Raw genomic sequence first — 25,149 nt, 5'->3', positions numbered from 1 at the left:
CACCAGCGGCACGTTGCTGTCATCGCAGGCGGCTATATCCCCGTCCCCCGCCTCCCGGCCCGCTGACGGCCTCGTTGTCGGAACGAAGCGCTACGCTTCGACGGCCGTCCACGCCGGGTGGTCGAGATCTGAGTTGGCGGGTGTGGAGACATGGAAGAGAACGGGATCTTCACAACCACGGTCAAACGGTTGTGCCGCATCCGATCGGGCACGGTGGAGGACGAGCTGCCGTTCCCTCTCGACGGTGACGGCTTCCTCGATCCGTCCGCCGTTCAAAACGGGCCCGTAGTGGAGTTGGTGCCTGGGGCCCTGGTCGCAACGGAAACCGCGGCAAGAGCAGGGTCCCTCGTCTTGCTAGGTGAGCCCGGCGTGGGCAAAACGACTGAGTTTGCGGCTCTCGTGCGCAACTGGAATCAGCAGCCCACCGCTCTCTCGCCTTCTCCTATCGTCGAGGTGGATGCGGCTGACCTATCGGATGCAACGTTCGATGAGCTGCTAGGCCGTCATCTGCGCCGTCTTCCCGAGCGCCACCTGATGTCGGGTGGCGACACGCCCGTGGTCGGGCTGACCACCGGGCGCACCGCTGCCGACTTGATCGTCGTCATCGACCAGATCGACGAAAGTCCACTGGTTCGGCATCTTGCAGCCAGGCTACGGCTCGCGCTCAGAGGTCGTGACACGTCTCGTGCCCGCTTCATCTTCGGTTGCCGAACCGCCGACTACCCGCCAGACCTGACAAACGTTTTGACATCACACTTTGGCCCATGCATCGTGGCCGACCTAGCGCCATTGACGAGGCAGGAAGCGGTTCGGCTGGCGGCTAGCGCTGATCAGATCGACGGTGAGTCGCTGGTGGCGTCGGCAGTCGCTGCCGGCGCGGGAGTCCTGGCAAGCGTTCCGTTGACGCTCGGGCTCTTGATTCGCACTTACCGACGGACCGGTCATCTGAATGCCCGGCCGACGGAGCTGTTCGCGCTTGGAGTTACTCAACTGCTTAGCGAGCACGACGATGAGCGGCGCACCCAGGACGACGAGTCAACCCTGGATCAGCGGCTTGCTATCGCCGAACGGATCGCCGCGCGCTTGCTTCTGTCCAATCGGCGAACCATATGGCGCGGAGCGGTGCTGGAGTCCGGCGAACAGGACCTTAACGCTGAGTCCATCGCTGGGGGGCAGGAGAGCGTCGACAACGCAGCCTTTGTCGTCACGAAGAGGGCCGTTTCAGCAACGCTGGCGACTGCGCTCTTCACCGGCCGCGGCCGCAACAGGCTGGCCTTCCGTCACGGCTCCTTTGCCGGATTCCTCACCGCACGACATCTCATAGGCCGGGCCGTTCCGGTAATTCAATTGCAGCGGTTGTTCCTGGTTGCCGGCAGCGATGACAGCCGGAGCGTGCCGATTCAGCTACGCGAAGCGGCAGCCTGGCTAGTCACTCTCGACCCGAGCCATGCCCAGTGGCTGGCGGACGCGGATCCGGAAAGCCTGGTGGCGCACAGCTCGATTGTCGACTCACCGGAGGTCCGGTCGCTGGTCGTTGATGCGTTGCTACGCCGTGCCGGCGAGGTCGAGCTGGGGGATGTCCCATGGGCCCGCGCACCTCGCCGCCTTAAACATCCCGGACTCGGCGCTCAGCTACTTACAGTCCTGAACGAGGCAGGCGATCGCGAGCCCCAGGACTGGCCCTCACTTGCGCGGCTGCGGTTGGCGGTCCGTCTAGCCCGAGAGGCGGGGGTCCCGGAACTGGTCGGCCCGCTGCTCGACTTGGCGGCGAAGGACGGATGGAGTAGTCACCTACGTCTTCTGGCGGCTATGACAGCGTTTGAGACGAGTCCCACAGATGCCGCGCCGCAACTGGCGCAGGTTGCCAGCAGCCTCGTGGACGCCAGCTACGCCTCACGGGTCGATCCAGACGACGAGCTACGGGGGGCACTGCTAGACATGCTGTGGCCCGCTTACATCTCTGTTGAGGACGTGCTCCAACACCTTCGACCTCGGCGAAACCGCAACCTCGTCGGCTCCTACCTGGGCTTTGAGATGCGCTTCGCATCAGAGCTGTCGGAAGAGGACCTGCCTGCCGTACTCGAGTGGGCTATCGGGCAGCTCCACAACGGTCGCAGCCCCTCCGAACTGCGATCCTCGACGGCGGATGTACAAGGAAGCGACGAAGAGCCTCCTGACGAACGTCCGGTCGGCCGGTTGGACATTGAACTCATTGACGGGATCGTAGAGCGGGCATTATCCGGTGACGGTGCCTTAAGCCGAGCGCGCGAGGTTGCTCTGATCTTGCGACCGCGACTTGAGCGGTTCGACCATCCACCGTTACCCACAGCGGTAGATGCTGAGGACGAGGATGGCCGAGAGCCACCACGCTTCCGCGACCTCCGTCATGCCCTCGCGCACTCGTTGGTCGAGTTAGCGGCGACCACCGATACGTTCGATCGCGCCAAGATCTGGGCGATTGCTGACGGCTGGGGCACGAGAGACCGCTCCTGGCGCGTCCGAAAACCCGTTCTTCCTGACGGGCTGCGTCGAGCCAACCGTGGCTACCTTCTAACGGGTGCCGACTTTCCATGGGCATACGAGCGGGCGTCCGAGGCACTAGGTGTCGGCAACAGAATTCTTGCGGAAGCGCTTGCACAGGTGGCTGGCTACCTCTTCGACCTATCCGATGCCGCATCGGGCGAACTTGCCTACTCGAACCCGGACCATCCAGTCTGGCCACACGTCAAATGGTGGTTTGAGCCCGTCCCGCTTGACAGCGACCTCGCGAATCTGTGGCGACAGGCCCACGGCAGGAGGCGGGATCGAGTAGATGATGGTTTGCCGTCAGTCGAGCGAGAGGAATTTGTCGCAAAGCTCAACCAACTGCTTGCCGATGCCGCAGCCGGCAATGTCGACGCCTTTTGGCGCCTGGCCTGGCAGCTTCAGGCCGATCCCAACAGTGGCGAGGGGACACTCCGTCTCGATGACGACATCCTAGACTTCCCCGGTCTAGCCGCACTCGATGGGAGCGGGGTGGACGTGCTGATCGAAGCAGCGGTCCATTTCATCGCCAACGAGCACGACCACTCGGACGAATGGCTCGGCACCAACCGATACGACAAGCGTGGATGGGCCGGGTATCTGGCGCTGGCACTCCTCGAAAGGAAAGACCGCCTTTCGGAAGTGCCGAACGCAGCCTGGTCGTCCTGGGCAGGGGCGCTGATTTGGTTCCACACCGTGCCCAGCAACGCCGGTGATAGGGAAATCAAGTTGAGACTCCTGTCGCGAGCCGTCGAGCACTCGGCGTCACAGCTCGCAGCGGCGGTCGACGCTTATGTGCGTGGGGAACTGATGCAGGGACATCTGGCATCTGAGACGGAACTTGTAGACCCGGCATGGCACGTTGAACTGGCCGACACGTTTGCGGCACTACTCACCGAACTTGCTGACGCTATCACCCGAACGAGAGGAGACGACGGACCAAGCGACGCCGCGGGTCAGCAAGCCCCTCACCCGGCACCCGACGAGCCGCCCAACGGCCGGAAGGCGGACCAGGCCGCGCTTTCGCTTACGACGGACGAGAGTCGAACGCATGCCCTGCAACGGTGGGAGGAGATGCTCGTCGCTCTCTTACAAGCACAGGACCAGCGAGCAGTCGACACCGCACACCATGCGCTGGAGGCAGATGTCTCAAGCGGATGGCAACGGCAGCTCGCGGCGCGAGCAGCCAGAGCGCTGCTCACCGTGGATTCTCACCAGTACCTCGCCACCGTGCTATCGGCCGTAGGCAAAGATGCTGCCCTAGGTCGGGACGTAGCTCTGTGCCTCGGCGCCAGCTACAGCGACTTTCTCGCTGACCTAGAGGAAGAACAACTGGCGGAGCTTTATCGGTGGCTTTCGGGACTATTTCCGCCCGAAGATGACGTCCCCATCGAAGGAGTACACTTCGTTGGCCCCGAGGAACAAACTCGGGAGTGGCGGGATCGCGTCCTTCAGAGCATCAGCAGCCGCGGCAGCGAGCAAGCCTTGCGCGCGCTCACAAAGCTTCGCGACGAGTACCCCAGCCGCGTCATCATAACCTCTCATATTCTTCGGGCTCGGACCAACCTATTCGCTTCGGCCTGGTCCCCACCGACCCCCGTCGAACTGGCAGCGTTGTTTGAGGACGCCAACCGGCGACTTGTTCGGTCCGAACGCGAATTGGCCGATCTGCTTGTGGAGGTCCTCGAAGCCATCGGCAACGATCTGCCGACGCACGGAGAATTGTTGTGGGACCGCTTACCCGCACGCGTTCTGCCCAAGTCATACCAACTGAAGGAAGCCTGGCTCCCGAAACCCGAACCTGCACTCTCGGCGTACATCTCACACGAACTCACCAAGAGGCTCGAGCGGCGCGGATTAGCTGTCAACCGCGAAGTCCTAGTCCGCCCAACTGACGCCTACGGTGCTGGAGACCGCACTGACATCCAGATCGAGGCGACAATGCGCGACGATCCGGTGAAAGGACCAACGCCGGACCGCATCGTTGTCGTCATCGAGGTGAAGGGACCTTGGAATAGAGAGTTGCTGAGCGCTCAGCAGCAGCAACTAGCCCAGCGCTACCTTCCGGAAGCCGGCACACGAACTGGCATCTATCTCGTGGGCTGGTATCCGCTCGAACAATGGACCTACAAGGGTGACTACCGCAGGAGGCGCGTCGCGCAACTCAGCGAGCATGCCCTTCTCGCGAGCCTCGAAACGCAGGCGGCCAGCATCACCCGATTGGACGCGCTCACCGTACCATTCCTGCTGACAATACCTAGACCTCACCGCAATAGTGACGGCACCTGACTCGATTTCCATTAGTTGATTCGTACCGCAGGGCGCCGCCGCCTGCCCGTCCTGCTGGTTGATCGGTGGGTTGCGGCGCCGGTGTGTATTGGCAAGTGGGATGAGGCCGGTCAGGCACTGCGCGCGTAGCCGGCGAAGCGGTCTTCGGCTTCGTTGAGGATCAGCGGCACGTCGTACACCGACAGATCCGGCCTGGGCCGCGCGTACCGCACCCGGTGGCGCCACCGGTGGTGCTCGTACGCCGTGTCCACCTGAATCTCAGCCACCACGGTCGCCTCGACCTGCGCGTAGTTCAGCCGCTCAGGCCGCTCGAACTGGCCCGACCAGGCAGCCGGGTAACGGATCGGGCCAGGGGTGGATGACAACACGGCGCTCGGTCGGACGTGGCGGGGAAAGCAGTCTCGCCAGCTGCTGGCGCTGCGGCGTGGCCAGCGGATGCGTGCGGCCGGTGTGCCGGCAGCCGGCCGCGCCGGTCGAATCGGCCGAGGAGAAGCTTCTCGGGGTTGCGGATGCTGCTAGGCGAGAGAACTGGTCGAGGTGACCCTGTCACTATGTTGATTACCACGATGCTGGTCGTTCCGTCAGCTGCTCGGCTGTGGGCTTCAGCTCTGTGGGGCGGCGACAACCGCGACTCTATGCTCATCCTTCGCGACGAACTGCTGCTGGCGCCAAGATTGGGGCCCGCCATGCTGATCCGGCAGAGCGACGATGATGGCGTCAGGAGTCACGGTTGCCGGCGCGCGGCGCGGGCGGCAGCTATACGCGCCTGGTAGATTGCCCAGCCTTTTCTGAACATCGCCGCCTCGATAGCATCCGGGCGCACGGCCGCTTGGTTAGTGGACTCAGTTCTGGCATGGTTGTGGGCGAATTCGAGCCACCGCTGGTATTGATCTGGGCCCCAAGGGCCGCGTTCCGTAATGTCCCAGTGTTCGACTTCCTTCAAAGCTATGGCAACGAACTGGTCGAGGATCAGCGCGCGACCAGGTTGTGCGTCGGGCCGGGCATCCGCGAAGTACAGCAGCTTGGTGTAGAACGAGGGCCCGAGGTAGGGAAGCTTCTGCTCGCCGCCCAGGGCCAGCATCTCGTACGCCTTCGCCGGTCCCTGATCACGAAGGACGGTCAAAGCCTTAACGAGCTTGGCCGTGGTGGACTCAGTCGTGTTCTTAGTGAAGACCTGAGCTCGACGACCGACGAGGAATGCTCGGTCGCCGGTGCCCCAGGCGTAGCTGCCGACCAGCAGTCGCCCGACGTCGTCTGGACCGCCATTCGCTGCGGTGAGGAGGTCGCTACGCGTGATATGTCGGTACTGCCGACCCCTGTTGGCCTCGGGCAGGTCGGATAGCCATGCCGTCCACCCTTCGGCGGGGACGCGTTGCTGCCACCAGCGTGGACGAAAGTCGAACCCGTGTGTGAGAACCTCACCAGGGGTCCAGAACGCGTCGACGCCAAGTCGGTCTCTGAGCCCCATCGTCGTCTCCTGCCCGGTGTGGGCAGACTGTACCGGCGGGCATCGACCGGAAACGACCCATGCTGCGTAAGCCCGGCCCAGGACGCCGAACTAGAAGGACTCTTATACCACGGTACTCGGACTTCTCCACTCGGGCCGTAAGGCGTTGGCCGCGAGGTATGGGGCCAGTCGTCCGTCCGCTCGCCGGGGCCGCGCCGCGCTCGGCGTGCTCCTGAGGACGGCCAACAGAGCACCGGTTTCCTAAGACCGTCATCTATGCATGTCGGTAGGCCGACTGCCTGCGATTCAGCCGTTCATTACCTCTGTTTGTTGGTCGCATTGGATAGCTGCTGCGCTCCGTTGCTGGCGGTTACAGTAGCAAACCGGCCGCCTCTGTTGCTTTTTGTGTCAACTTTCTCGATTCTAAATCCTCGTCACGGCATTTTGCGACTTGACGTAGCGAGGATGCTGTCCGGGGAAGCACGTGCGATCCTCGCCCAACCCGCTCCTTTACGCCGCACGCCGAGTTACGCCTGGGCACCGGAGTCGGAAGTGGGCGCAAACGCGTTGCCAGGCTGATGCGCCAGGCCGGGCTGCAGGGCTTCTGCCGGCGCTGCCGTCAGGGCTGCAAGGTGCGCGAGTTGGACGCGTGAGTGGATGCCGAGCTTCCGGTAGACGCGGGTGAGGTTTGCTTCGACTGTTTTGACACTGATGGTGAGGGCGGTGGCGATGTCGCGGTTGGTCGCTCCGCTGGCGGCGAGCTCGACGCAGCGCTGTTCGGCGGAGGTGAGGCAGGGGAGCGTACTGCTGTGCGCGGGGACGGGCTCCAGTTGGTGGAGGGTGCGGGTGGCGGCTTCGATCCAGGGGTGTGCCTGGTGCGTGCTGAAGAGGTCGGCGGCGCTCTGCGCCGCGGTGCGGGCGCTGGCGCGTCGGCGTCCGCGTCGTTCGGTGTGGCTGAGGGCCAGGAGGGTTCGACCGTGTTCGATGGGCAGGTGGCGGAGGTGGTCGGCTGCTGCGGTGAGGAGGTCGGCGGCCGCATCGTAGTTGCCCAGGGTGGCTTCCAGGAGTGCCTGGGAGCGGTCGAGCACGGGGAGGACGCAGCTTCTATCTAGATCAGTCGCGGTGCGACGGGTATCGGTCAGCAGTTTGCGGGCTTGGTCGAGGTAGCCGAGGGAGATGAGGGCTTGGGCGAGGTCGGCGTGCCAGCGCAGGACGGACGGGTCGCGGACCTGCTGGCGCTTCTCAAGCGTACGGACCTCTTCCAGCGCCTCCAGGGCTTCTTTCGGACGCCCGGTGACCAGGAGAAGATGTCCGAGGACGAAGAGGTTTCGGGAGAGGAAGACTTTGTTGTCCTCCCGGCGGGAGGTGTCCGCCCCGCGGCGTGCGTGAGCGAGGGCGGAGTCGGTGCACGAGGCGGTGCCCTCGACCAGGGCGGAGGTGTAGCACGTTGGTGCGGGGTCCAAGGCGGCTCTGTCGGTAAGCGACAGGGCGCGGCCGGCGTAGTCGAGGGCCAGTCCGCACCGTCCGGCGCGGATCTCGACTTCGGCGAGGCTGCGCAGGACATCCACGGTGGCTTCGGCGTCTCCGGTCCGCTCGGCTTCGACGAGCAGAGGCAGCAGTGCGCTGCGGGCTTCGTCCAGACGGTCGTCGAAGATGGCGTGCCGGGCGGAGAGCTGTTCGGGCCTGGCGTTGACGGGGATGTGAGTGCTGCGTGGCAGGGACAGGGCGTGGCCGAGCGTGGTCTCGGCTTGGGGGCGGCCGAGGATGCGTTGGATGCGGGCCTGCATCGTGAGGGCCATGGCGGTGGTGGCGGTGTCGCCAGCGCTCCGGGCGAGGCTGGCGGCCCGGGCAGCCTGGGCGCACGCCCGGTCGGGATCGCCGTTGACGTTGGCCCAGATCGCCTGGCGGACGAGGATCTGCGCGGTCAGGTCCGGATGTCCGGCCGCTTCGTGAAGTGCGTCGGCGAACAGCTTGTCGCCGTTGTACAGGTGCTGTCCGCCTGAGTCGATCAGGGCGATGAGGGCGTTGACGCGGTTGGCGGGGCTGCTGTCGTGGTTCAGGACGAGGCGGACGGCAGCCTGGCCGCGGGGCAGGTCGCCGTTGTGGGCGGCGTCGCGTACGGCGGTCAGCGCCCGTTCGGTGAGCAGGTCGGCGTCGGTCTCCGGGGTACGTTCGGCGGCGAGCAGGGAGAGCTCGGCCGCTAGTGCGGGTTCTCCGCGCAGCCGGGCGCGGGCGGCGGCGCGGTCGGCGCAGTCGGCCGACTGCGGGTCGTTGGTGTCGGCCGCCAGCGTGGTGTGACGGTCGCGGCGGATGCTGTCGCGGCTGGCTTCGGCCAGGCGGGCGTGCAGGAGCCTGCGTGTGGCGACCGGCGGTCGGGCCGCGAGTTCGGCACCGATCGCGGCGGCGGCGAACCGGATCTTCCCGTCGACCTGCCCGATGTTGATCAGTCCGGCTGCCTCGGCCTCTGCGAGAAGGTTTTCGGCGGGCGGGCCGGCGAGGCGGCTCAGCAGTTCGCGGTCGGGCCGGTCGTCGAGTGCGGCGACCGTCAACAGTTCCTGAACTTCGGCCGACACAGTGCCCAGCCATTCGTTCACCAGTCGGCGGGCGGCCGGCGGCAGGACCAGGTCGTCTACGAGACCCTGAGCGGCCGGCAGGTCGGTGGCGCGGCTGCGGGCCCCGGCGAATGCGAGGGCTAGGGCCGGGTTCCCTCCGCTGCGGATGTGGGTCTGCGTGACCTCGTAGGGGGTTAGCCGGTACGGCGACAGCAGGGTTGCGACCTGATCGGGTGTCAGCGCCGGGATGCGTACCGCACAGGGGTCCTCGCCGCACCAGTGGCCTTCGCTCCCCGGGCGCCAGATTCGCTCTGCGGCTATGACGGGAAGGTCGGGAGCCAGGCGCAGTGCCCAACGCAAGACGGCCGCGCTGGCCGTATCCAGCCACTGGGCGTTGTCCACCACCAGTGTCAGAGGCGGGGTGTCCAGCAGCAGGGTGGCGGTCAACCGGCGCAGCCGTAGAGCGGTCCCGGCGGGATCGGCAGAGCCCGGCACTCCGACGGCCTTGTCGATTCCGGTCGCGAGTTCCCGCGCGGCCGGCAGCGGTTGGAGGGCCAGTGCGAGTTCGAGCAGTCCGGTGTAGGGGACCTGGGCGTCCTGTGGGCTCGGAGCCAGCCTTAGGACAGGCATGCCCAGCTGCTGCCCGAGTACACCGGCCGCAGCGGTCTTGCCGATCCCGGGCGGACCGAACAGCACCACCCGACGGGCGCCGCGCACGACGCCCGGTACCACCGGCAGCATGGTGCCGGTGGCCCCCTGATGCGCATTCACTGCCGTCGCAGAATCTGGCACCGGATCATAGTGCGCCCGACGGTCCTTCGCGCACCAGAGCAAGGGGTTGCCCTGATTTCGGCCAGCCTCCGCCGTTCCTAGTGTCATCGCCAAAGCCGAGCTGTCACCGGTTGCCGGAGATCCCATCAACACGGGCCCTGCTGCCACACCCCTCAACCCATCTCGGCGGGAGGATTGCGATGTATCGAAGAACTGCCATGGCGGCCGCTGTCGCGGTTGCGCTTACCCTGGGCACCGTGACCGGGGTGGCCACCCAGTCGACCGCAGCCACCCCGCCCCCTACACCCACGGTTGCGCAGAGCCCGCTGTCGCTGGCGATCTCCGCGGCCGACCGGGCCGCCGACGGCGGTCACGACGCGCTGGCGAAAGGCCCCTTCGAGCAGTACGACCGGCGCATGGTGATCCCGTGGGTCGACGGGCTGTTCTCCATCGCCTACACACGCACCTACCGGGGCCTGCCGGTGGTCGGCGGCGACGCCGCCGTGCTCGCCGACGGCAAGGGCGCGATCCGGGCGATCTCGGCCGCCACCAAGACGAAGATCAACGTGTCGGTGGTGCCGACGGTCGCCGTCGACCGTGCCGAGCAGACCGCCAAGAGCCTGCTCGCGAAGGTCGACCGGGTCGAGTCGCGCACCCTGGTGGTGCACGTCAAGGACAGCACCGCCCGCCTCGCGTGGGAGGTCGTCGTCGCCGGGCGCACCGCCTCGGCGCCCAGCCACCTGCATGTCTTCGTGGACGCGCGCACCGGCCAGGTGCTGGCCAAGCAGGAGGACGCCGCGGCCGGTTCCGGCACCGGCAAGTGGAACGGGCCCAGCCCGTTGTCGATCACCACGTCGCAGTCGGGCAGCACGTACTACCTGCGCGACACCACGCGCACCGGCCTGAACTGCCAGGACTACAGCACCAGTACCGTCTTCTCCGGCGCGGACGACAGCTGGGGCAACGGGGTGGGCACCAGCAAGGAGACCGGCTGCGTCGACGCACTGTACTCGGCGCAGAAGGAATGGGACATGCTGTCGGCCTGGCTGGGCCGCAACGGGCACAACGGCAACGGTGGCAGCTGGCCGATCAAGGTCGGCCTGAACGAGCAGAACGCCTACTGGGACGGCTCCACGATCACGATCGGCAAGAACTCGGCAGGCAACTGGATCTCGTCGATGGACGTGGTCGGCCACGAGTTCGGCCACGGCCTCGACCAGAACACCCCCGGCGGCACCAGCTCCGAAGCCGGCCTCGGCGAAGCCACCGGCGACATCTTCGGCGCCCTGACCGAGGCATACGCCAACCAGTCCGCCACCTACGACGACCCGGACTACCTGGTCGGTGAGGAGATCGACCTCGTCGGCAGCGGCCCGATCCGCAACATGTACAACCCTTCGCTGGTCGGTGGCCACCCGAACTGCTACTCCTCGTCGATCCCGAACACCGAGGTACACGCGGCCGCCGGCCCGCTCAACCACTGGTTCTACCTGCTCGCCGAGGGCAGCGCGCCGGGCGGCGGCAAGCCGAACAGCCCCATCTGCTCGGGCGGCCCGTCGTCGGTCACCGGCGTCGGCATCCAGTCCGCCGGAAAGATCTTCTACGGCGGCATGCTGCTCAAGACCTCCGGCATGACCCACAAGAAGTACCGCACCGCGACCCTGACCGCCGCGAAGAACCTGGACTCCTCGTGCGTCCTGTTCAACCGGACCAAGGACGCGTGGAACGCGGTCGCGGTCCCGGCCCAGACCGGCGACCCGACCTGCACCGCGACCAGCACCGACTTCTCGATGTCGATCAGCCCCACCTCGGGCGGCGTCAACGCGGGCTCCTCGGTGACCGCGACGGTCAACACCGCCACCGTCTCCGGCAGCGCGCAGACCGTGTCGCTGACCTCCTCGGGTGCCCCGTCGGGGGTCACCGTGTCGTTCAGCCCGTCGTCGGTCACCTCGGGCGGCAGCTCCACGATGACGGTGGCGACCACGTCCGGCGCGGCCGCGGGCACGTACACCATCACCGTGACCGGCACCGGGTCGGTCACCCACACGGCCCAGTACACGCTGACGGTCAACGGCGGCACCCCCGGTGGCACCGCGCCGGACATCGACGTCGCCAACGTGCAGGCGCACCTGACACAGCTCAGCACCATCGCCACCAACAACGGCGGCACCCGCCGCTCGACCGGCCAGGGCTACCTGCAGTCGGTGGCGTACGTCAAGGGCAAGCTGCAGGCCGCCGGCTTCACCGTCACCGAGCAGCCCTGCACCTCCGGCTGCACCAGCGGTGCAGGCCCGAACCTGATCGCCGAGTGGCCGGGCGGTAACGCGAGCAACGTCTACATGTTCGGCGCCCACCTGGACGGCGTCTCGGCCGGTCCGGGCATGAACGACAACGGCTCCGGCTCGGCGGCGCTGCTCGAGGTCGCCCTCGCGCTGGCCGCGCAGAACCCGACCATGCTGAACAAGGTCCGCTTCGGCTGGTGGACCGACGAGGAACAGGGCCTCAACGGCTCCAAGTTCTACGTCAACTCGCTGACCAGTACCCAGCGAACGGCGATCAAGGCCTACTACAACTTCGACATGATCGCGTCGAAGAACGGCGGCTACTTCATCAACAACATCACCTCGACCGCGTCGCAGCCGATGAAGGCGTACTGGGACTCCCTCAGCCTGCAGCCGGAGGAGAACGTCGAGGGCCAGGGCCGTTCCGACGACTACTCGTTCCAGAACGCGGGCATCCCGACCTCCGGTTACGCGATGGGCGCCAGCGCCACCAAGACGTCGGCCCAGGCGTCGAAGTGGGGCGGCACGGCCGGTCAGTCCTACGACTCCTGCTACCACTCCTCGTGCGACACCCTCAGCAACATCGACGCCACCGCGCTGAACCGGGCTGCCGACGGCATCGCCTACACGCTGTGGAACCGGGCGGTCGGCACCTCGACGCCGACCAACGACTTCTCGATCTCGGCCAGCCCCTCGTCGGGCACCGTGAACGCGGGGTCCAGCACCACGACCACCGTCGGCACCGCCACCACCTCGGGCAGCGCCCAGACGGTGACCCTGACCGCCAGCGGCGCCCCCACGGGCGTAACGGTCTCGTTCAGCCCGTCGTCGGTCACCTCCGGCAGCTCGTCGACCGCCACCATCGCGGTCGGCTCGTCGGTGGCCGGCGGCACCTACACCATCACCATCACCGGCACGGGGTCGGTGTCGCACAGCACCACGTACACGCTGACCGTGACCGGCGGACCGGGCGGCTGCACCGCCGCCCAGCTGATCCTCAACGGCGGGTTCGAAAGCGGCACCTCGCCGTGGACCGGCTCCACCGGCGCGATCGGCACCTCTATCGGGCAGGTGCCGCGCAGCGGCACCCGGTACGCGTGGCTCGGCGGATACGGCTACACCGCGACCGAGGCCATCAGCCAGACCGTCACCATCCCGTCGGGCTGCACCAGTGCGGTACTGACCTACTGGCTGCACATCGACACGAACGAGTACGGGGCGCTCGCCTACGACGTGTTCACGATCAAGGCCAACGGCACCACCGTGGCGTCGCTGTCCAACATGAACGCTGCCACGGGCTACACGCAGCGCACCGTCAACCTCGGCGCGTACGCCGGCCAGACGGTCACGCTGACCTTCACCGGCACCGAGGACGCCTACCTGCAGACCAGCTTCGTGCTGGACGACGTGACCCTGCAGATCGGCTGAGTTCAACGGCAGGGTGGGGCGCTCGCCCCACCCTGCCGCAGGTCCTGCGCCCCTGTTCCGCTGCCGGACCGGACCTTAGCCTGAATCCGTGGATTGGATTCTGGGTGCGTTGTCGGGTTGATCTAGCCGATTGGGGGTGTGATGGATCCGCTGGCCCTGGTCTCCGTAGAACGCCAAGTAACCCGGCTCCGCCTTGACCTGGCGAGAGGCGAAGTCCATCGCCTCCGGGCGCAGATCTGCCCAACCTCGCGGGAAGCGGCCGTACCGGTCGTAGAACCTCCGCAACAGCGCGAACCCGGCCGTATCTCGCCATGCTTGGACGCAACCAGGTCCAGCTCAGCAGGGACAAGGGTCCAGTGCTCGACCAGCTCGCCGATGCTCAGAGGAGATCGACTCACAGCGGTCAACCACCGTGGCAGCGATCAGGGACCGCGCAGACCCCCAAAAAGATCAACTATTTGGCCCCTGGTCGCAAGATCGGCGTGGTTGGTCGTGAAGGGCCCGTCGGCGTGTGACCAGGTCCAGCGAAGCCGTCGGTGGGTCAGCCACGCACTAGCCTGGCCGGCGAGGTCGCGGTGCCGGCGCTGGGTCCTGTTGGTGTCGCCGCCGTCGGTGGTGAAGGCGAGCAGGGCGTAGCCGCCGGGGATGCCGGCGTGGGGCTCGCCGGGGTGCCGGCTGCCGTCGACGGGGAGGTGCACGCTGGCCAGGGCCGGTGCGCCCTGTCCGGGCAGGGTTTGCAGCATGTGGACGCGGCCGTGGTCGACCAGGTGCCATCGGCCGTCCAGGGGCAGCCTGAGCACGGTGCGGGCGTGGGCGAACAGTTCGTAGGCGTCGACGGGGTCCTGCACGACGAGGGTGGTGGTCGCGGTCATCGTGGTCACCGGGCCCAGATCGCCAGGGCTGCGGTGGTGGCGGCGCCGGCGTACCCGGCGAGCAGCAGCGGCACGGCGCGGGAGATGGCGGTGTACTTGGCCCGTACGGCGCGGGAGAGCCACCACAACTCGCGGGCGCGTGCGAGGGGGGCGGTCTGGGCTCCCGGGTCGGTGTCGCCACCGACAACGCGGACCAGGACGTCCTGGGCGGTGTCGGTGTCGGCGTAGGCGACGAACCCGAAGTCCCCACCCCGAAATCCCGGTACGCGAAACCCGCGTCCGGCACCGGTGGGGCTACTGAACCGCCGAAAGCCCTTGCGGCAGGGCTGGCGCCGCGCGCCCTTTATGGGCATCACCGCACGCTCTTCCGCGCTCGTCGAAGAGGGCCGATGCCCACCGAACTCGCACATCGTGTCCGGGGTGTCTGTCGGTGACGGCGGCAGGCTGAGGTTGCCGTGCCCGTTGGGCCGGGAGTGGGGATGGCTGAAGTGTGTTCCGCCGTGATCGTGGCTGACGTTCGAGGTGCCAACCCCGCTCCCCCGGTTTTCGACACAGGCGCCCTCTCTGCCAGGCCAGCACGCCATTCGCACCAGCTCCACGCCCAGGTCGCGTGCGATCCGCTAACGTCGAATCGCCGTGCGTCGGGGCGCCGCAACAGTCGGCTCGACGCAGGTCGATGCGAACGGAAAGGCGAGCCCATGATTGATCGCCAGGATCTTCAACAGGCCAGGGACGATCTCGGCCGTAAGCTCGCCGCCCTGCGTAGGTCGAGGGGACTCATTCAGGAAGCCCTCGCACGCCAGGTGCACACGACGCGCAGCACCCTGGGAATGGTCGAGCGGGGCCGGCAGGTCGTGGACCGGATCTTCTGGCTGCAGTGCGACACCCTGCTGGACGCCCAGGGCGAGCTACTCGCCGCCTACGACGCCTACCGACACCTCCAGTCCCGGTTCCAGGCACAGCAGGCCGAGGCGGCACAGCGGGCGCGGTGGGGAGCGGTACCCGAGGCGGTGATGGCAGCCGGCGAGGCCACAGGCGAAAGGTACGGCGAAGTCGGCGACAATCGACGCCCGCCGGACCGGTTCCACGGCGAGCGCCCGGAGGCGGGCCGCACCACACGAACCGGGCAGGTCTCAGTCGTCAACGCGGTAGCAGGCCGTGGCGAGGAAGCCGACCACGATGCCAGGTCGCGACTGCTGGCCGAGCTGCGCCGGCACCTGCTCGCACCTGCCGCACCGAAACAGCCGGTCGAGCCTCTCACGCTTTCGGAGGTCCGTCAGCGGGTGGCCCATCTCCATAGCCTTTACCAGCGTGGCAACTATGCCGAGGCGGTCCGGGCGTTGCCCGACACGTTCGAGCAGGCGAACCTGTTGACCCGGACCTGCACCGGCACGCAGCGCGCCCTGGCCGTCGGGTCGCTGGCGGCGGCGAATCTCGCCGCCGCCAAACTCACCGTGAAACTCGGCGATCCCAGCCTTGCCTGGGTGGCGGCGGACCGTGCCGCTCGTGTCGCCGCCGAGCAGGCCGAGGATGTTGCGCTCGTCGCTGCGGCGGCGTTCTCGGTGGGTACTGCGCTGCTGGCGATGCCGGACCGCGTCGGCGATGCCGAGGAGGTGGTGCTGGCCGCTCTCGATGGTGTGACGGACACGAGGGACTCCGCGTCGACGGGTCCGCGTGTCCTGTCGGCCCACGGGGCGTTGACTCTGCTCGCGGCGCTGATCGCCGCCCGGCAGGCCCAGCCCGCCGCTGTCGAGCGGCACCTCGACGACGCGAACGCCCTGGCCCGGCGGCTCGGCGCCGATCGTAACGACCTGTGGACCGGGTTCGGTCCGACGAACGTGATGATCCACCGCATCAGCATCGCCGCCCGAACGGACCAGCCTCAGCTGGCGATCCACCTTGGAGAACAGCTCGACACCTCGTCGCTGCCGGCGGCCCTGGTGAGCCGCCGCGCCCGGGTCCACCTCGACCTCGCCGCCGCCTACGCCTGCTCGCCCGGCAACGATCCCGCAGCCGTGCTGCACCTGCTCGAAGCCGAACGCATCGCGCCGCAGACGGTGCACGTGCACGGCCGGACGCGCCATCTGATCGGCGACCTGCTCACCCGTGAGCGGCGCGCCGTCACCCCCGGCCTGCGGGCACTCGCCGAACGCGCCGGAATCGCCGCGTGACGTCCGGATCCGCGAATGCCCGTCTGCTCTACCTGGTGGTCTGTGCCGCGCCACCGGCCCGCCGCATCGTCGAGCTGGTCGAGGCGGTGCGGCGCGACGGCTGGGATGTGTACGTCATCGCGACCGAAACCGCGCACACCTGGCTTCCCAACGATCGGCTGGCCGCCGTTACGGGCAGGCCCGTCAGCTACCGGCAGCGGCATCCTGACGAACCGAGCGTCCTGCCACGCGCCGATGCCGTCGCGGTCGTTCCGGCGACGTTCAACACCATCAACAAGTGGGCCACCGGCATCAACGACAGTCTGGCCCTCGGCATCCTCAACGAAGCTCTCGGCGCAGGCATGCCGATCATCGTCTCCCCGTACGTCAAACCCACCCTCGCCCGCCACCCCGCGTTCGACGCCCACCTGCGGCTCCTCGCCGACCACGGCGTACGCCTCACCGCCACCGAGGCGCTGCGACCAGCTCACGACGATCAGCCCTTCCGCTGGAACGTGATCCTCGACGAACTCCACAGGCTGTCCGCCCGCCTGTCGTAGTCGGCCCCCGAGAGGCGCTGGGGCCGGTCTGACCGTGTCGAAATCCCGTGTCGAGGGTGTTCGACACGGTCAGACCGGCGTTGAGTGGTGGACATGACCGCTCGGCGCCCGCCGCTCAGGGGTCCCCGGCACCGCCCAACCCGAGGGGAGTTGATCCGTGTGACCCTGTACCGCAGTTTCTCGCCGCTGCCGAGGAATCCGGGACCGCTGGTGGCCGGGACGGCTCGGACCTCACGTTGACTGCGGCTTGATCGAACCCGGGCCGCCTTGCGTCGCCTTGCCGGTTGGGCACCCGGTGAGTTCGGCCTGCGTCCTGCCCAGCAGGGGAACAGTCCTCGGGCGTCTGAGGCCGTGTTCGTCCTTGGCGGATAACGGAAAGTGCGGGCCGTCCGCAACGGCGGCGGTCCTGACGAACAGGAGAGTGACGCGCACATGAGCGTCGACACGATGAGCAGCGACGACCTCCGTGACGCGATGGTCGACCAGCTGGTCGCTGACCATGCGGCCAAGGGGCTGACGATGCGGCCCGAGGTCGAGGCGGCACTGCGGGTGGTTCCCCGCGAGCTGTACACGCCGGGTGTCCCGATGGAGGAGGCGTACCGCAGCGACACCGCGGTCGTCACCAAGCGGCTCGGTGATGAGACCGTCAGTTCGGTGTCCGCGCCGTGGCTGATCGCGGAGATGCTCGGGCAGGCGGCTGACGCCCTCACCGGTGGCCTGCACGGCCGGCACGTGCTGGAGATCGGATCGGGCGGCTACAACGCGTCGCTGCTGCGCGAGCTGGTCGGGCCGTCGGGTTCGGTCACGACCGTGGACATCGACCCGGAGGTGACCGAGCGGGCGGTGGCGTGTCTGGCGGTGGCAGGTTACGGCGATGTCAGCGTGGTGTGCGCGGACGCGGAGCAGCCGATCGACCTGGGGCGCTGCTACGACCTGATCATCGTGACGGCCGGGGCGTGGGACATCCCCGCGGCGTGGATCGCGCAGCTCGCCGAGGACGGCGTGCTGGTGGTGCCGCTACGGACGTTCGGGATGACCCGGTCGTGGGCGCTGCGCCGGGTCGGTGACCGGCTGGTCAGCCACAGCCAGCGCCTCTGCGGGTTCGTGGCGATGCGGGGCACCGGAGCCCACGAGATGCGGTATGTCGACATCGCCGCCGGTGTCCACCTGCGGCTGGATGAGGGCCAGCAGGTCGACCCGGAATCGGTCGGTGGGCTGCTGTCGCAGCCGCAGGAGCAGGCATGGGCAGGGGTGGGCCTGCCGCCTCGTAGCGTCCTGGCCGACCTGGACCTGTGGCTGGCGGCCCGCCTCGCCGATGAGGTCGACCAGTTCGTGGTGCTCTCGGCGCAGCAGGAGGCCGTCGACGCCGGCATCGTCGCCCCTGCCTGGCGGTTCGGTACGCCCGCCGCCCTGCACGAGGGGACGTTCTCCTACCGGTCGACGCTGCGCTGGACCGACGACACGTTCGACCTCGGCGCCTGCGCTCACGGGCCCGACGCCGCCGCGGCGGCGGGACGGATGGCCGGGCACATGCGCGCGTGGGTGGACGCTGGCGAGCCCTCTCCGGTGCTGCACGTCCTACCCGCAGGTACTCCCGACGGCGCCCTGCCGGCCGGGACGGTGCTGGACAAGCGACACAGTCGCCTCGTCCTCACCTTCACCTCCGCATAGGAAGGAACACGCGAGTGGAGACCATGGAACTCGAGGAGTTCGACCTGGACATCACCCTGGTGGACGCCGGCCCCGCTGCCAGCGGGTACGCCACCAGCACCGACGACGGCTGCGGCTCGGGCAACACGGGCTCGAACGCCTGTTCCGGCGGCAGCAAGTAACCGTCCCTGACGATCCACCCCGGGCCCGGCGTCTCCAGCGCCGGGCCCCCGTCTTCGAGGGTGCGTTCATGTTCCCCACGGCCGGTGCGGCGCTGATCAGAGTTGCCGCCTACCCCAGCGGTCTGACCCTGCCCGCGTGGCCCGACCTGACGACGGATCAGCCCGAGCAGTGGCGGCAGTGGCTGGCCGCAGTGTGGGCGCTGCCGGGATTCGCCACCGCCGTCGCCGCTGCCACACCCCAGTTGGCCGAACAGATCACCCGGACCGTGGCCAGTGCGCCGACCACCGACCGCCGGTTCGGGCGCATGGTCGACTCGACGGTCCGGTACCTGCTGAGGTGGACCACCCGGGCGACACCGTTCGGCACCTTCGCCGGGGTGGCTCCGGTCGAGTTCGGCGCCCGCGCATCGGTTCGGTGGGGCGAGGCGCATCAGGTGGTGACCCGCCCTGACGGGACGTTCGTCGCCGAGCACACCGGGCGCGCCGAGCAGGACCTGGCGGCGCTGCGCGACGTCGCGGTGGTGACGAACTCGGTGGGGTACCAGCGCGGCGAGGTGTGGGTGCTGCCCTGCCTGCGCGGCGACGGCGACCGCAGGTGGGACATAGAGATCCGTCTGACCAGGCCGGTGCGGGCGGCGATCCGCGCGGCGCGTTCCCCGGTCATGTTCGGTGACCTCGCCGCCCGGGTCGCCGGGCCGCTGCCCGCCGCTACCGGGGCGGCCGAACGGATGTTGGCGTCGCTCGTCCAGGCGGGTGTCCTGCTGTCGGCGCTGCGGCCGGCGACGACTGTCACCGACCCGGCCTCCCACCTGGCCCGTCACGTCCCGATGCCCGATCCCGGCGACCGGGTCGCGGTCGACCTGCGTGTCGACGCCTCGGTGACGCTGCCACCGGCGGTGCTCCACGAGGCGGCCCGTGCCGCGTCGACGCTGGTGGCGGTGGCAGCGCCCCTGCCGGGATGGGCGGAATACCACGGCGCGTTCATTCAGCGGTGGGGCCCGGGCGCGGCCGTGCCGTTACGCGACGTCCTGAACGTTCTGGGCTTTCCCGCCGGATACCGGGGTTCCACCCGGCGTCTACCTGCGGTGTTCACCGCCCGCGACCGGCTCCTCGCGCAGCTCGCCCAGCAGTCGGCGCTGAACGACTGTACGGAGGTGATCCTCGACGACGAGCTGACAGGCCGCCTACGAGGAGATGACGACCGGCCGCCGATCCCACACACCGAACTACGGTTCACCCTCGCCGCCGCGACCCCACAGGACCTGGACCGAGGCGCGTTCACGTTGACGGTGGTCAGCGGAGCCCGCCACGCCGGGGTCGCCGCCGGCCGGTTCCTGCACCTGCTTTCTCCCGCCGAGCTGGCGTCGTTCCAGCACGTCTACCGGAACCTGCCGACCGCCCTGCCCGGCGCGGACACGGTGCAACTGTCCGGCCCGCCGCTGGATGCCCGCTTGGCCGCGGTCGCCCGGACACCTGCGGTGCTGCCCGTCCTGCCCGTCGGCGACTTCCACCCGGACCCGCCGTGGACGCTCGCGGACCTCGCGGTGACCGGCGACGGCCAGCGGCTGTGGCTGGTGTCGCGGACCTCCGGGCGACCGGTCGAGCCGCTGCTGCTCAACAGCGTGCTGCTACCCGACCTCCAGCAGCCCCTGATGCGGTTCCTGACCGAGATCTGGACGGCGTGGACGGCTCCGTGCAGCCGATTCGACTGGGGGCACGCGCGTAGCCTGCCGTTCCTGCCACGCCTGCGACGCGGACGCAGCATCGTGCACCCCGCCCGCTGGACCATCGACCGGACCGCGCTCCCCGCCCGCACCCTGGCATGGTCCCACTGGCGCGACGCCTGGCAGCGATACCGTGAACAGCACCGGCTCCCGGACGAGGTCCTGGTCGGCGCCGACGACGTGCAGGTACGTCTGGACCTGAACGACAACACCCACCTGGCAGTGCTGCGCCGGCACGTCGACCGGCACGCCCGCACCACCCTCACCGAGGCTCCCGGCCCGGCCGGCTGGATCGGCGGCCGACCCGCCGAACTCCTCCTCACCCTCGCGCACACCCGTCCGGCCACCCACCCGAGCCGACCAGCGCGGGCCGTGACCGCACAACAGCATCGGCCCGGCCAGTCACCGTGGTTGGAGGCCCGCCTGTACGGCCGGGCCGACGACATCCTCACCGACCTCGCCCACCGGACCGGCAACCTCCCGGCGGCGGGCTGGTGGTTCCTCCGGTACCCGGACCCCGAGCCCCACCTGCGGCTACGCATCCCACTCCAGGACACCACCTTCGCTGCCACCGCCGCATGCCTCGCCGAATGGGCGCAACAACTGGAGCACAAACGCGTCCTGCACGACTACAGCCTGCGCACCTACCGGCCCGAGACCCGCCACGGCACCGGCCCCACCCTCACCGCCGCCGAAGCGGTCTTCGCCGCTGACTCCCGCGCCACCCTGCAGCGGCTGACCGGCGACCGCCAGGCCAGCACCGCCGCCACGATGATCGCCATCGCGGACGCCTTCACCGGCGACGGGCCGCGTTGGCTCGCCGAACACGTCCCCCACCACCGCGGCCCCCGACTCGAACCCGTCCAGCTCGACCTCGCCCGCACCCCCTACCGCGACGACGACCTGGACAAGGCACTGGCCACCTACCGGACACTGGCCCACGCCGACAACCTCGACCTCGACCAGGTACTGACCGACATTCTGCACCTGCACCACGCCCGCATGATCGGCGTCGACCCCGCCTCCGAACGGCACTGCCTCCGCCTGGCCCGCGCCGTCGCCCGCACCCGCCAGGCGACGCCGTGACCGCAGCACAGTCCCTCGCCGAAGGGGCGGCCGGCGTCGCCCTTCTACACCTGGAAACCGGCAACCGGCCCGCCGCCCACGCGGCACTGCGGGCCGCCACCGCCAACGGCGTCAGCATCGCCGCAGGCGCCAGCCTCTTCTACGGCGCACCCGCACTCGCCTTCGTCCTCGCCACCCCCAACCAACCCGGCCTCACCCGAGCACGATCGATCGCCGCCACCGGGACCGCCACGGTCACCCGCCGACGGCTGCACGCCGCCCACCGCCGCATCGACTCCCACCAGCGGCCCCACTACGCCGAGTACGACCTCATCCGCGGCCTGACCGGCCTCGGCGTCGCCCTGCACCGCCTCGGCGACCACGACCTGCTCCGCCAGGTACTCACCTACCTGGTCCGGCTCACCGAACCGGTCAACGACCTCCCCGGCTGGTGGTGCGCGAACGGACCCGACCGACACCAGCCACCACCACCAGGAGGCCACGCCAACCACGGGATCGCCCACGGCATCACCGGCCCACTCGCGCTACTCGCCCTCACCCACCGCGCCGGCATCACCGTCGACGGACACACCGAGGCGATCCTGCGGATATGCCGATGGCTGGACACCTGGCAGCAGCACACCGCCGACACCATCTGGTGGCCGCAGACCCTCACCCTCGACGACCTGCACCACGGCGCACCCGCACAACAACACCCACTACGCCCCTCCTGGTGCTACGGCACCCCCGGAATCGCCCGCGCCCAACAACTGGCCGCCCTCGCCCTGCACGACACCGCCCGGCAGCTCCTCGCCGAGACGGCGTTCACCACCTGCGTGAACGACCCCGCACAGATCCGCCGTCTCACCGACCGCAGCCTCTGCCACGGCACCGCCGGCCTCCTCGCCACCGGCCGGCGCATCGCCGCCGACGCACTCACCCCGACACCCCTCGCCCCACTGACCCGCCTCCACCTGCACGCCACCCCCGCCGCGGACGAACCCACCGGACTACTTGACGGCACAGCCGGTCACGCCCTGGCCGCAGCCTCCACAACCTCAACCTCGTGGGACGCCTGCCTCCTACTCAGCTGACGAAAGGCCCGCCATGAAGGAGACCCCCTGGCAACAGGTGAACATCACCTACCCTGGCCAGAGCCGCCACGAACGCGAACAACACGCGATACCCCACCTCCACCGCGTCCTACCCGCCGCCGAGACCGCCGGCCTCATCACCTCCTGGTGGTTCATCCGCAAAGGACCGTGGCGCATCCGCTACCTGCCCACCACGCCCGACACCGACCCCGGCCCGGTACACGACCTGCTCACCGGAACGCGCGCCTGGACCAGCGACATCTACGAACCCGAGATCCACGCCTTCGGCGGCCCCGACGCGATGGACACCGCACACACCCTGTTCCACCACGACAGCCGCCACCTCCTCACCTACCTTCACCATCAGCCGGCAGACCGACGGGAACGCTCCCTCATCCTGTGCACGGCACTCATGCGCGCCACCGGACTCGACCTCAACGAACAAGGCGACGTATGGGCGCGAGTCGCCCGACACCGCCTGGAACACCGCACCTGGCCCCCCGCCGCCGACCCCGCCACCTGGGAAGCCTTCACCGGCAAGGTCCGTCACCTGCAACTCGGCACCACCCGCACCACCAGCGACTGGCAGACCGCCTTCGAGAACGCCGGCACAGCCCTCCGCCACCTACGCGACACAGGAAAACTCACCCGTGGGCTACGCGCCGTGATCGCAGAGCACGTGATCTTCCACTGGAACCGGATCGGGATACCCGCCACAACCCAGGCCGTCCTCGCCCAAGCAGCCGCGGAAGCCATCTTCGGCCGTGCCCCCGTGCCGCCAGGCGAGCAGTGGCCACGCCCGGTCGAACCCGTACCACCATCTGCGGTACCGCCAACAGAGGTCGATGCGCCCAGTCGCGCGGCGCTTGCAAGTTCAAGACACAGCAGACTCCTCACAGAGGGGGCTAGTGCCCAATGGTCGTGAAGCGCTGGCGGGGCCGGACACATCGTCCGGCCCCAAGTAAAGTGCTGGTGCGTGATGGTTGAACCGCTTCGGTCGATCCTGGCCTTGGCGTCCGAAGTGTTCAGTCGGGCCAGTTATCGCCGACCTTTCGTCACGATTGCCCTAACTGCTAGAAGGATCAACGGGACCAGTATCGGTGTAGGCACGGAAATGGCGTCGGGAATTTCATTCACCGAAGCGGCAACCCATGTAACCGCTGCGGCGATTGCGGCTACCAGTAGCCCGGATAGGGTTAGGGCGTGTCGAGCCGTTCGCTTCGAAGGCAGAAACTTTATCTCAATGGCGAATCGCCACCAGGTTGCGAAGAAATTCCCTTCCGTTGATCTTTCTGTTCGGTGATGCGCCCAGACGCGTGCCTTGTCCGACGGTTCGGACTCGATGGGGTCAGTGTGATCGGCCAGGTTGAGCTCTTGGTCAATCTGCTGGGACGGGCAACGCCCCTGGTTCACTGCATAACCCCAATCGTGCAAGCGAACAAGCTTCACTTCCTTCCTGCGTGTTGGATCGGGTGCGGTTGCTGTGCATAAAGACTGACCGACATGGGTCGTAGGACGAGACTCCTAGGCCCATTGTCATGGTCTCAACGTGCATCGCAAGACCCGTCGCACATGGTGTGCGATGTTCCAGCTTGGAGGGACGGTTGACTAGCAGCCCTGAACCCGTGAGTCTGTTGACGGGCGCCCATTGGTAACGCGAAGTGTCTTAAATTTTCCTGGGAACTGTCAGCAGCGATAAAGAGTACCGGGCATGGGAGAAGGGGATATATATGCCAGCGAAGGGGTCTGTTGAAGCGGGCAATGGCGGCGTTCCGAAACGGCGTGAGTCCGATGGCGGCATCACCCCTCCGGCAGTTGCGTCTGGAGGTGCGAGTGGGAGCAGCGGGCCGCTAACCCGTGTAACCGTCAATTTTACTCAAAGGTCAATGTTGGCGCTCGATAGTGCCGTCCGGAAGTCGGGAGATACCAGAACGGACACCATCAACCGCGCAATTCAAGTATATGATCTAGTGCAAGATGTCCTAAAGCGCGGCGATGGCCGAAGCCTGCTGATCAAGTATCCGAATGGCGAATGCGAGCGCCTGCTAATGATGTGACTAGCCGCTCGGCTCTTAACGCATTCGGGCAGATGTTGGACTTGAATGGCACCAATTCTTCCCAAGGGTAGAGCAGGAGCAGTCACCGCCGGGTATAGAAAGTAGGCAGGGCTGACCATCTCGCGGCGGCGGCCATTGGCGACACGGCTGCTGGGGAAAGTCCATTCCGTCTGTCCGTTGTAGTCGTGGCCGCGCGCAGCGCTGCATTATCCTGCCTTGGAGGCCCTCTTGCCGGCGAGACCCCTTGCGGCATCGTTGTAAACCCCTGTGCTCGTAATCGACGGAGCGTCGCTCGTCGACTTTGCCGGCTTCGTCTACGAGTTCTCGCAGCTGCTCTGTCACGCAACCCGAGCGGAAGCCTCGATGCCTTCAGCGACATCCTCTTCGAGCAGGACCCTGGGAGGCTGGCCGTTCTGCTGACCGCAGTCGGTGTGCCAGGCATGCCGCTGCCAGAGGCCTTGTCGGATACGCACTCGAGTTCGAACCGATCGTCCCTCGCGATC

The 25,149-nt window shown here is 67.9% G+C and carries 14 protein-coding genes and 1 pseudogene; 10 read left to right on the top strand and 5 right to left on the bottom strand.

The genetic code is table 11. The features are described 5' to 3' along the window. Window positions 1-150 precede the first annotated feature (150 nt). Window positions 151-4,812 (top strand): NACHT domain-containing protein, encoded by a 4,662-nt coding sequence (locus MCBG_RS32460; protein WP_140946510.1) that lies wholly within the window; start codon window positions 151-153, stop codon window positions 4,810-4,812. Between the two features lie 110 nt (window positions 4,813-4,922). Here the strand turns inward: MCBG_RS32460 and MCBG_RS31180 are convergent, their stop codons facing one another. Further along, window positions 4,923-5,180, bottom strand: a complete 258-nt coding sequence (locus MCBG_RS31180) for a hypothetical protein (protein WP_051611170.1) — start codon at window positions 5,178-5,180, stop codon at window positions 4,923-4,925. Window positions 5,181-5,536: 356 nt separating this feature from the next. Beyond that, on the bottom strand, window positions 5,537-6,280 hold the full coding sequence (locus tag MCBG_RS11305; protein ID WP_043325497.1) for an 8-oxoguanine DNA glycosylase OGG fold protein: 744 nt from the start codon (window positions 6,278-6,280) through the stop codon (window positions 5,537-5,539). A gap of 512 nt (window positions 6,281-6,792) precedes the next feature. Between MCBG_RS11305 and MCBG_RS35165 the strand changes: the two genes are divergently transcribed. Beyond that, window positions 6,793-6,912, top strand: coding sequence for an IS3 family transposase (locus MCBG_RS35165; protein ID WP_223201434.1), 120 nt, complete (start codon window positions 6,793-6,795; stop codon window positions 6,910-6,912). Here the strand turns inward: MCBG_RS35165 and MCBG_RS11300 are convergent. Continuing rightward, window positions 6,898-9,552: pseudogene (locus MCBG_RS11300) on the bottom strand (LuxR C-terminal-related transcriptional regulator); the annotation flags it as partial. The gene MCBG_RS35165 and the pseudogene MCBG_RS11300 overlap by 15 nt on opposite strands. Before the next feature lie 287 nt (window positions 9,553-9,839). On the opposite strand from MCBG_RS11300, the gene MCBG_RS35160 reads away from it, so the two are divergent. After that, window positions 9,840-13,292, top strand: coding sequence for a M28 family peptidase (locus tag MCBG_RS35160; RefSeq protein WP_369799297.1), 3,453 nt, complete (start codon window positions 9,840-9,842; stop codon window positions 13,290-13,292). A gap of 422 nt (window positions 13,293-13,714) precedes the next feature. On the opposite strand, the gene MCBG_RS11290 is transcribed toward MCBG_RS35160, so the two are convergent. Both MCBG_RS11290 and MCBG_RS11285 read right to left on the bottom strand, forming a co-directional pair. Then, window positions 13,715-14,164, bottom strand: a complete 450-nt coding sequence (locus MCBG_RS11290; protein WP_124778772.1) for a hypothetical protein — start codon at window positions 14,162-14,164, stop codon at window positions 13,715-13,717. A gap of 5 nt (window positions 14,165-14,169) precedes the next feature. Continuing rightward, window positions 14,170-14,517, bottom strand: a complete 348-nt coding sequence (locus MCBG_RS11285) for a hypothetical protein (RefSeq protein ID WP_091113588.1) — start codon at window positions 14,515-14,517, stop codon at window positions 14,170-14,172. A gap of 345 nt (window positions 14,518-14,862) precedes the next feature. On the opposite strand from MCBG_RS11285, the gene MCBG_RS31175 reads away from it, so the two are divergent. From MCBG_RS31175 to MCBG_RS11255, 7 genes are all read left to right on the top strand, one after another. Beyond that, window positions 14,863-16,335, top strand: coding sequence for a helix-turn-helix transcriptional regulator (locus MCBG_RS31175; protein ID WP_051611166.1), 1,473 nt, complete (start codon window positions 14,863-14,865; stop codon window positions 16,333-16,335). Continuing rightward, the gene (locus tag MCBG_RS11275) at window positions 16,332-16,874 is read left to right on the top strand and encodes a flavoprotein (protein WP_046569670.1); all 543 of its coding nucleotides are present in this window, start codon (window positions 16,332-16,334) and stop codon (window positions 16,872-16,874) included. Before MCBG_RS31175 ends, MCBG_RS11275 begins: the two co-directional genes overlap by 4 nt. A gap of 432 nt (window positions 16,875-17,306) precedes the next feature. Continuing rightward, the gene (fxlM, locus tag MCBG_RS11270) at window positions 17,307-18,545 is read left to right on the top strand and encodes a methyltransferase, FxLD system (RefSeq protein WP_043330488.1); all 1,239 of its coding nucleotides are present in this window, start codon (window positions 17,307-17,309) and stop codon (window positions 18,543-18,545) included. A gap of 23 nt (window positions 18,546-18,568) precedes the next feature. After that, a complete protein-coding gene (locus MCBG_RS31715) occupies window positions 18,569-18,706 on the top strand; it encodes an FxLD family lanthipeptide (protein WP_082159628.1) in 138 nt (45 codons plus the stop codon). Window positions 18,707-18,774: 68 nt separating this feature from the next. Then, window positions 18,775-21,516, top strand: a complete 2,742-nt coding sequence (locus tag MCBG_RS11265) for a lantibiotic dehydratase (protein WP_043325491.1) — start codon at window positions 18,775-18,777, stop codon at window positions 21,514-21,516. After that, window positions 21,513-22,589: a lanthionine synthetase C family protein gene (locus tag MCBG_RS11260; RefSeq protein ID WP_043325490.1), complete on the top strand. Its 1,077-nt coding sequence runs from the start codon at window positions 21,513-21,515 to the stop codon at window positions 22,587-22,589. Before MCBG_RS11265 ends, MCBG_RS11260 begins: the two co-directional genes overlap by 4 nt. A 13-nt stretch (window positions 22,590-22,602) precedes the next feature. After that, window positions 22,603-23,514, top strand: coding sequence for a thiopeptide-type bacteriocin biosynthesis protein (locus MCBG_RS11255; protein WP_069089169.1), 912 nt, complete (start codon window positions 22,603-22,605; stop codon window positions 23,512-23,514). Window positions 23,515-25,149 lie beyond the last annotated feature (1,635 nt).

Origin of the sequence: Micromonospora sp. M42 (assembly GCF_000568915.1) — a bacterium.
Taxonomy (GTDB): domain Bacteria; phylum Actinomycetota; class Actinomycetes; order Mycobacteriales; family Micromonosporaceae; genus Micromonospora; species Micromonospora chalcea.
This window is presented reverse-complemented; position numbering and strand designations above follow the sequence as displayed.

What these genes read in the sequence shown, in the direction of transcription:
- MCBG_RS11285 (WP_091113588.1), bottom strand. Translation starts at nt 14,517, where the DNA reads ATGCCCATAAAGGGCGCGCGGCGCCAGCCCTGCCGCAAGGGCTTTCGG.
- MCBG_RS11265 (WP_043325491.1), top strand. Translation starts at nt 18,775, where the DNA reads ATGTTCCCCACGGCCGGTGCGGCGCTGATCAGAGTTGCCGCCTACCCC.
- MCBG_RS31175 (WP_051611166.1), top strand. Translation starts at nt 14,863, where the DNA reads ATGATTGATCGCCAGGATCTTCAACAGGCCAGGGACGATCTCGGCCGT.
- fxlM (WP_043330488.1), top strand. Translation starts at nt 17,307, where the DNA reads ATGAGCGTCGACACGATGAGCAGCGACGACCTCCGTGACGCGATGGTC.
- MCBG_RS32460 (WP_140946510.1), top strand. Translation starts at nt 151, where the DNA reads ATGGAAGAGAACGGGATCTTCACAACCACGGTCAAACGGTTGTGCCGC.
- MCBG_RS31715 (WP_082159628.1), top strand. Translation starts at nt 18,569, where the DNA reads ATGGAACTCGAGGAGTTCGACCTGGACATCACCCTGGTGGACGCCGGC.
- MCBG_RS11255 (WP_069089169.1), top strand. Translation starts at nt 22,603, where the DNA reads ATGAAGGAGACCCCCTGGCAACAGGTGAACATCACCTACCCTGGCCAG.
- MCBG_RS11290 (WP_124778772.1), bottom strand. Translation starts at nt 14,164, where the DNA reads ATGACCGCGACCACCACCCTCGTCGTGCAGGACCCCGTCGACGCCTAC.
- MCBG_RS11305 (WP_043325497.1), bottom strand. Translation starts at nt 6,280, where the DNA reads ATGGGGCTCAGAGACCGACTTGGCGTCGACGCGTTCTGGACCCCTGGT.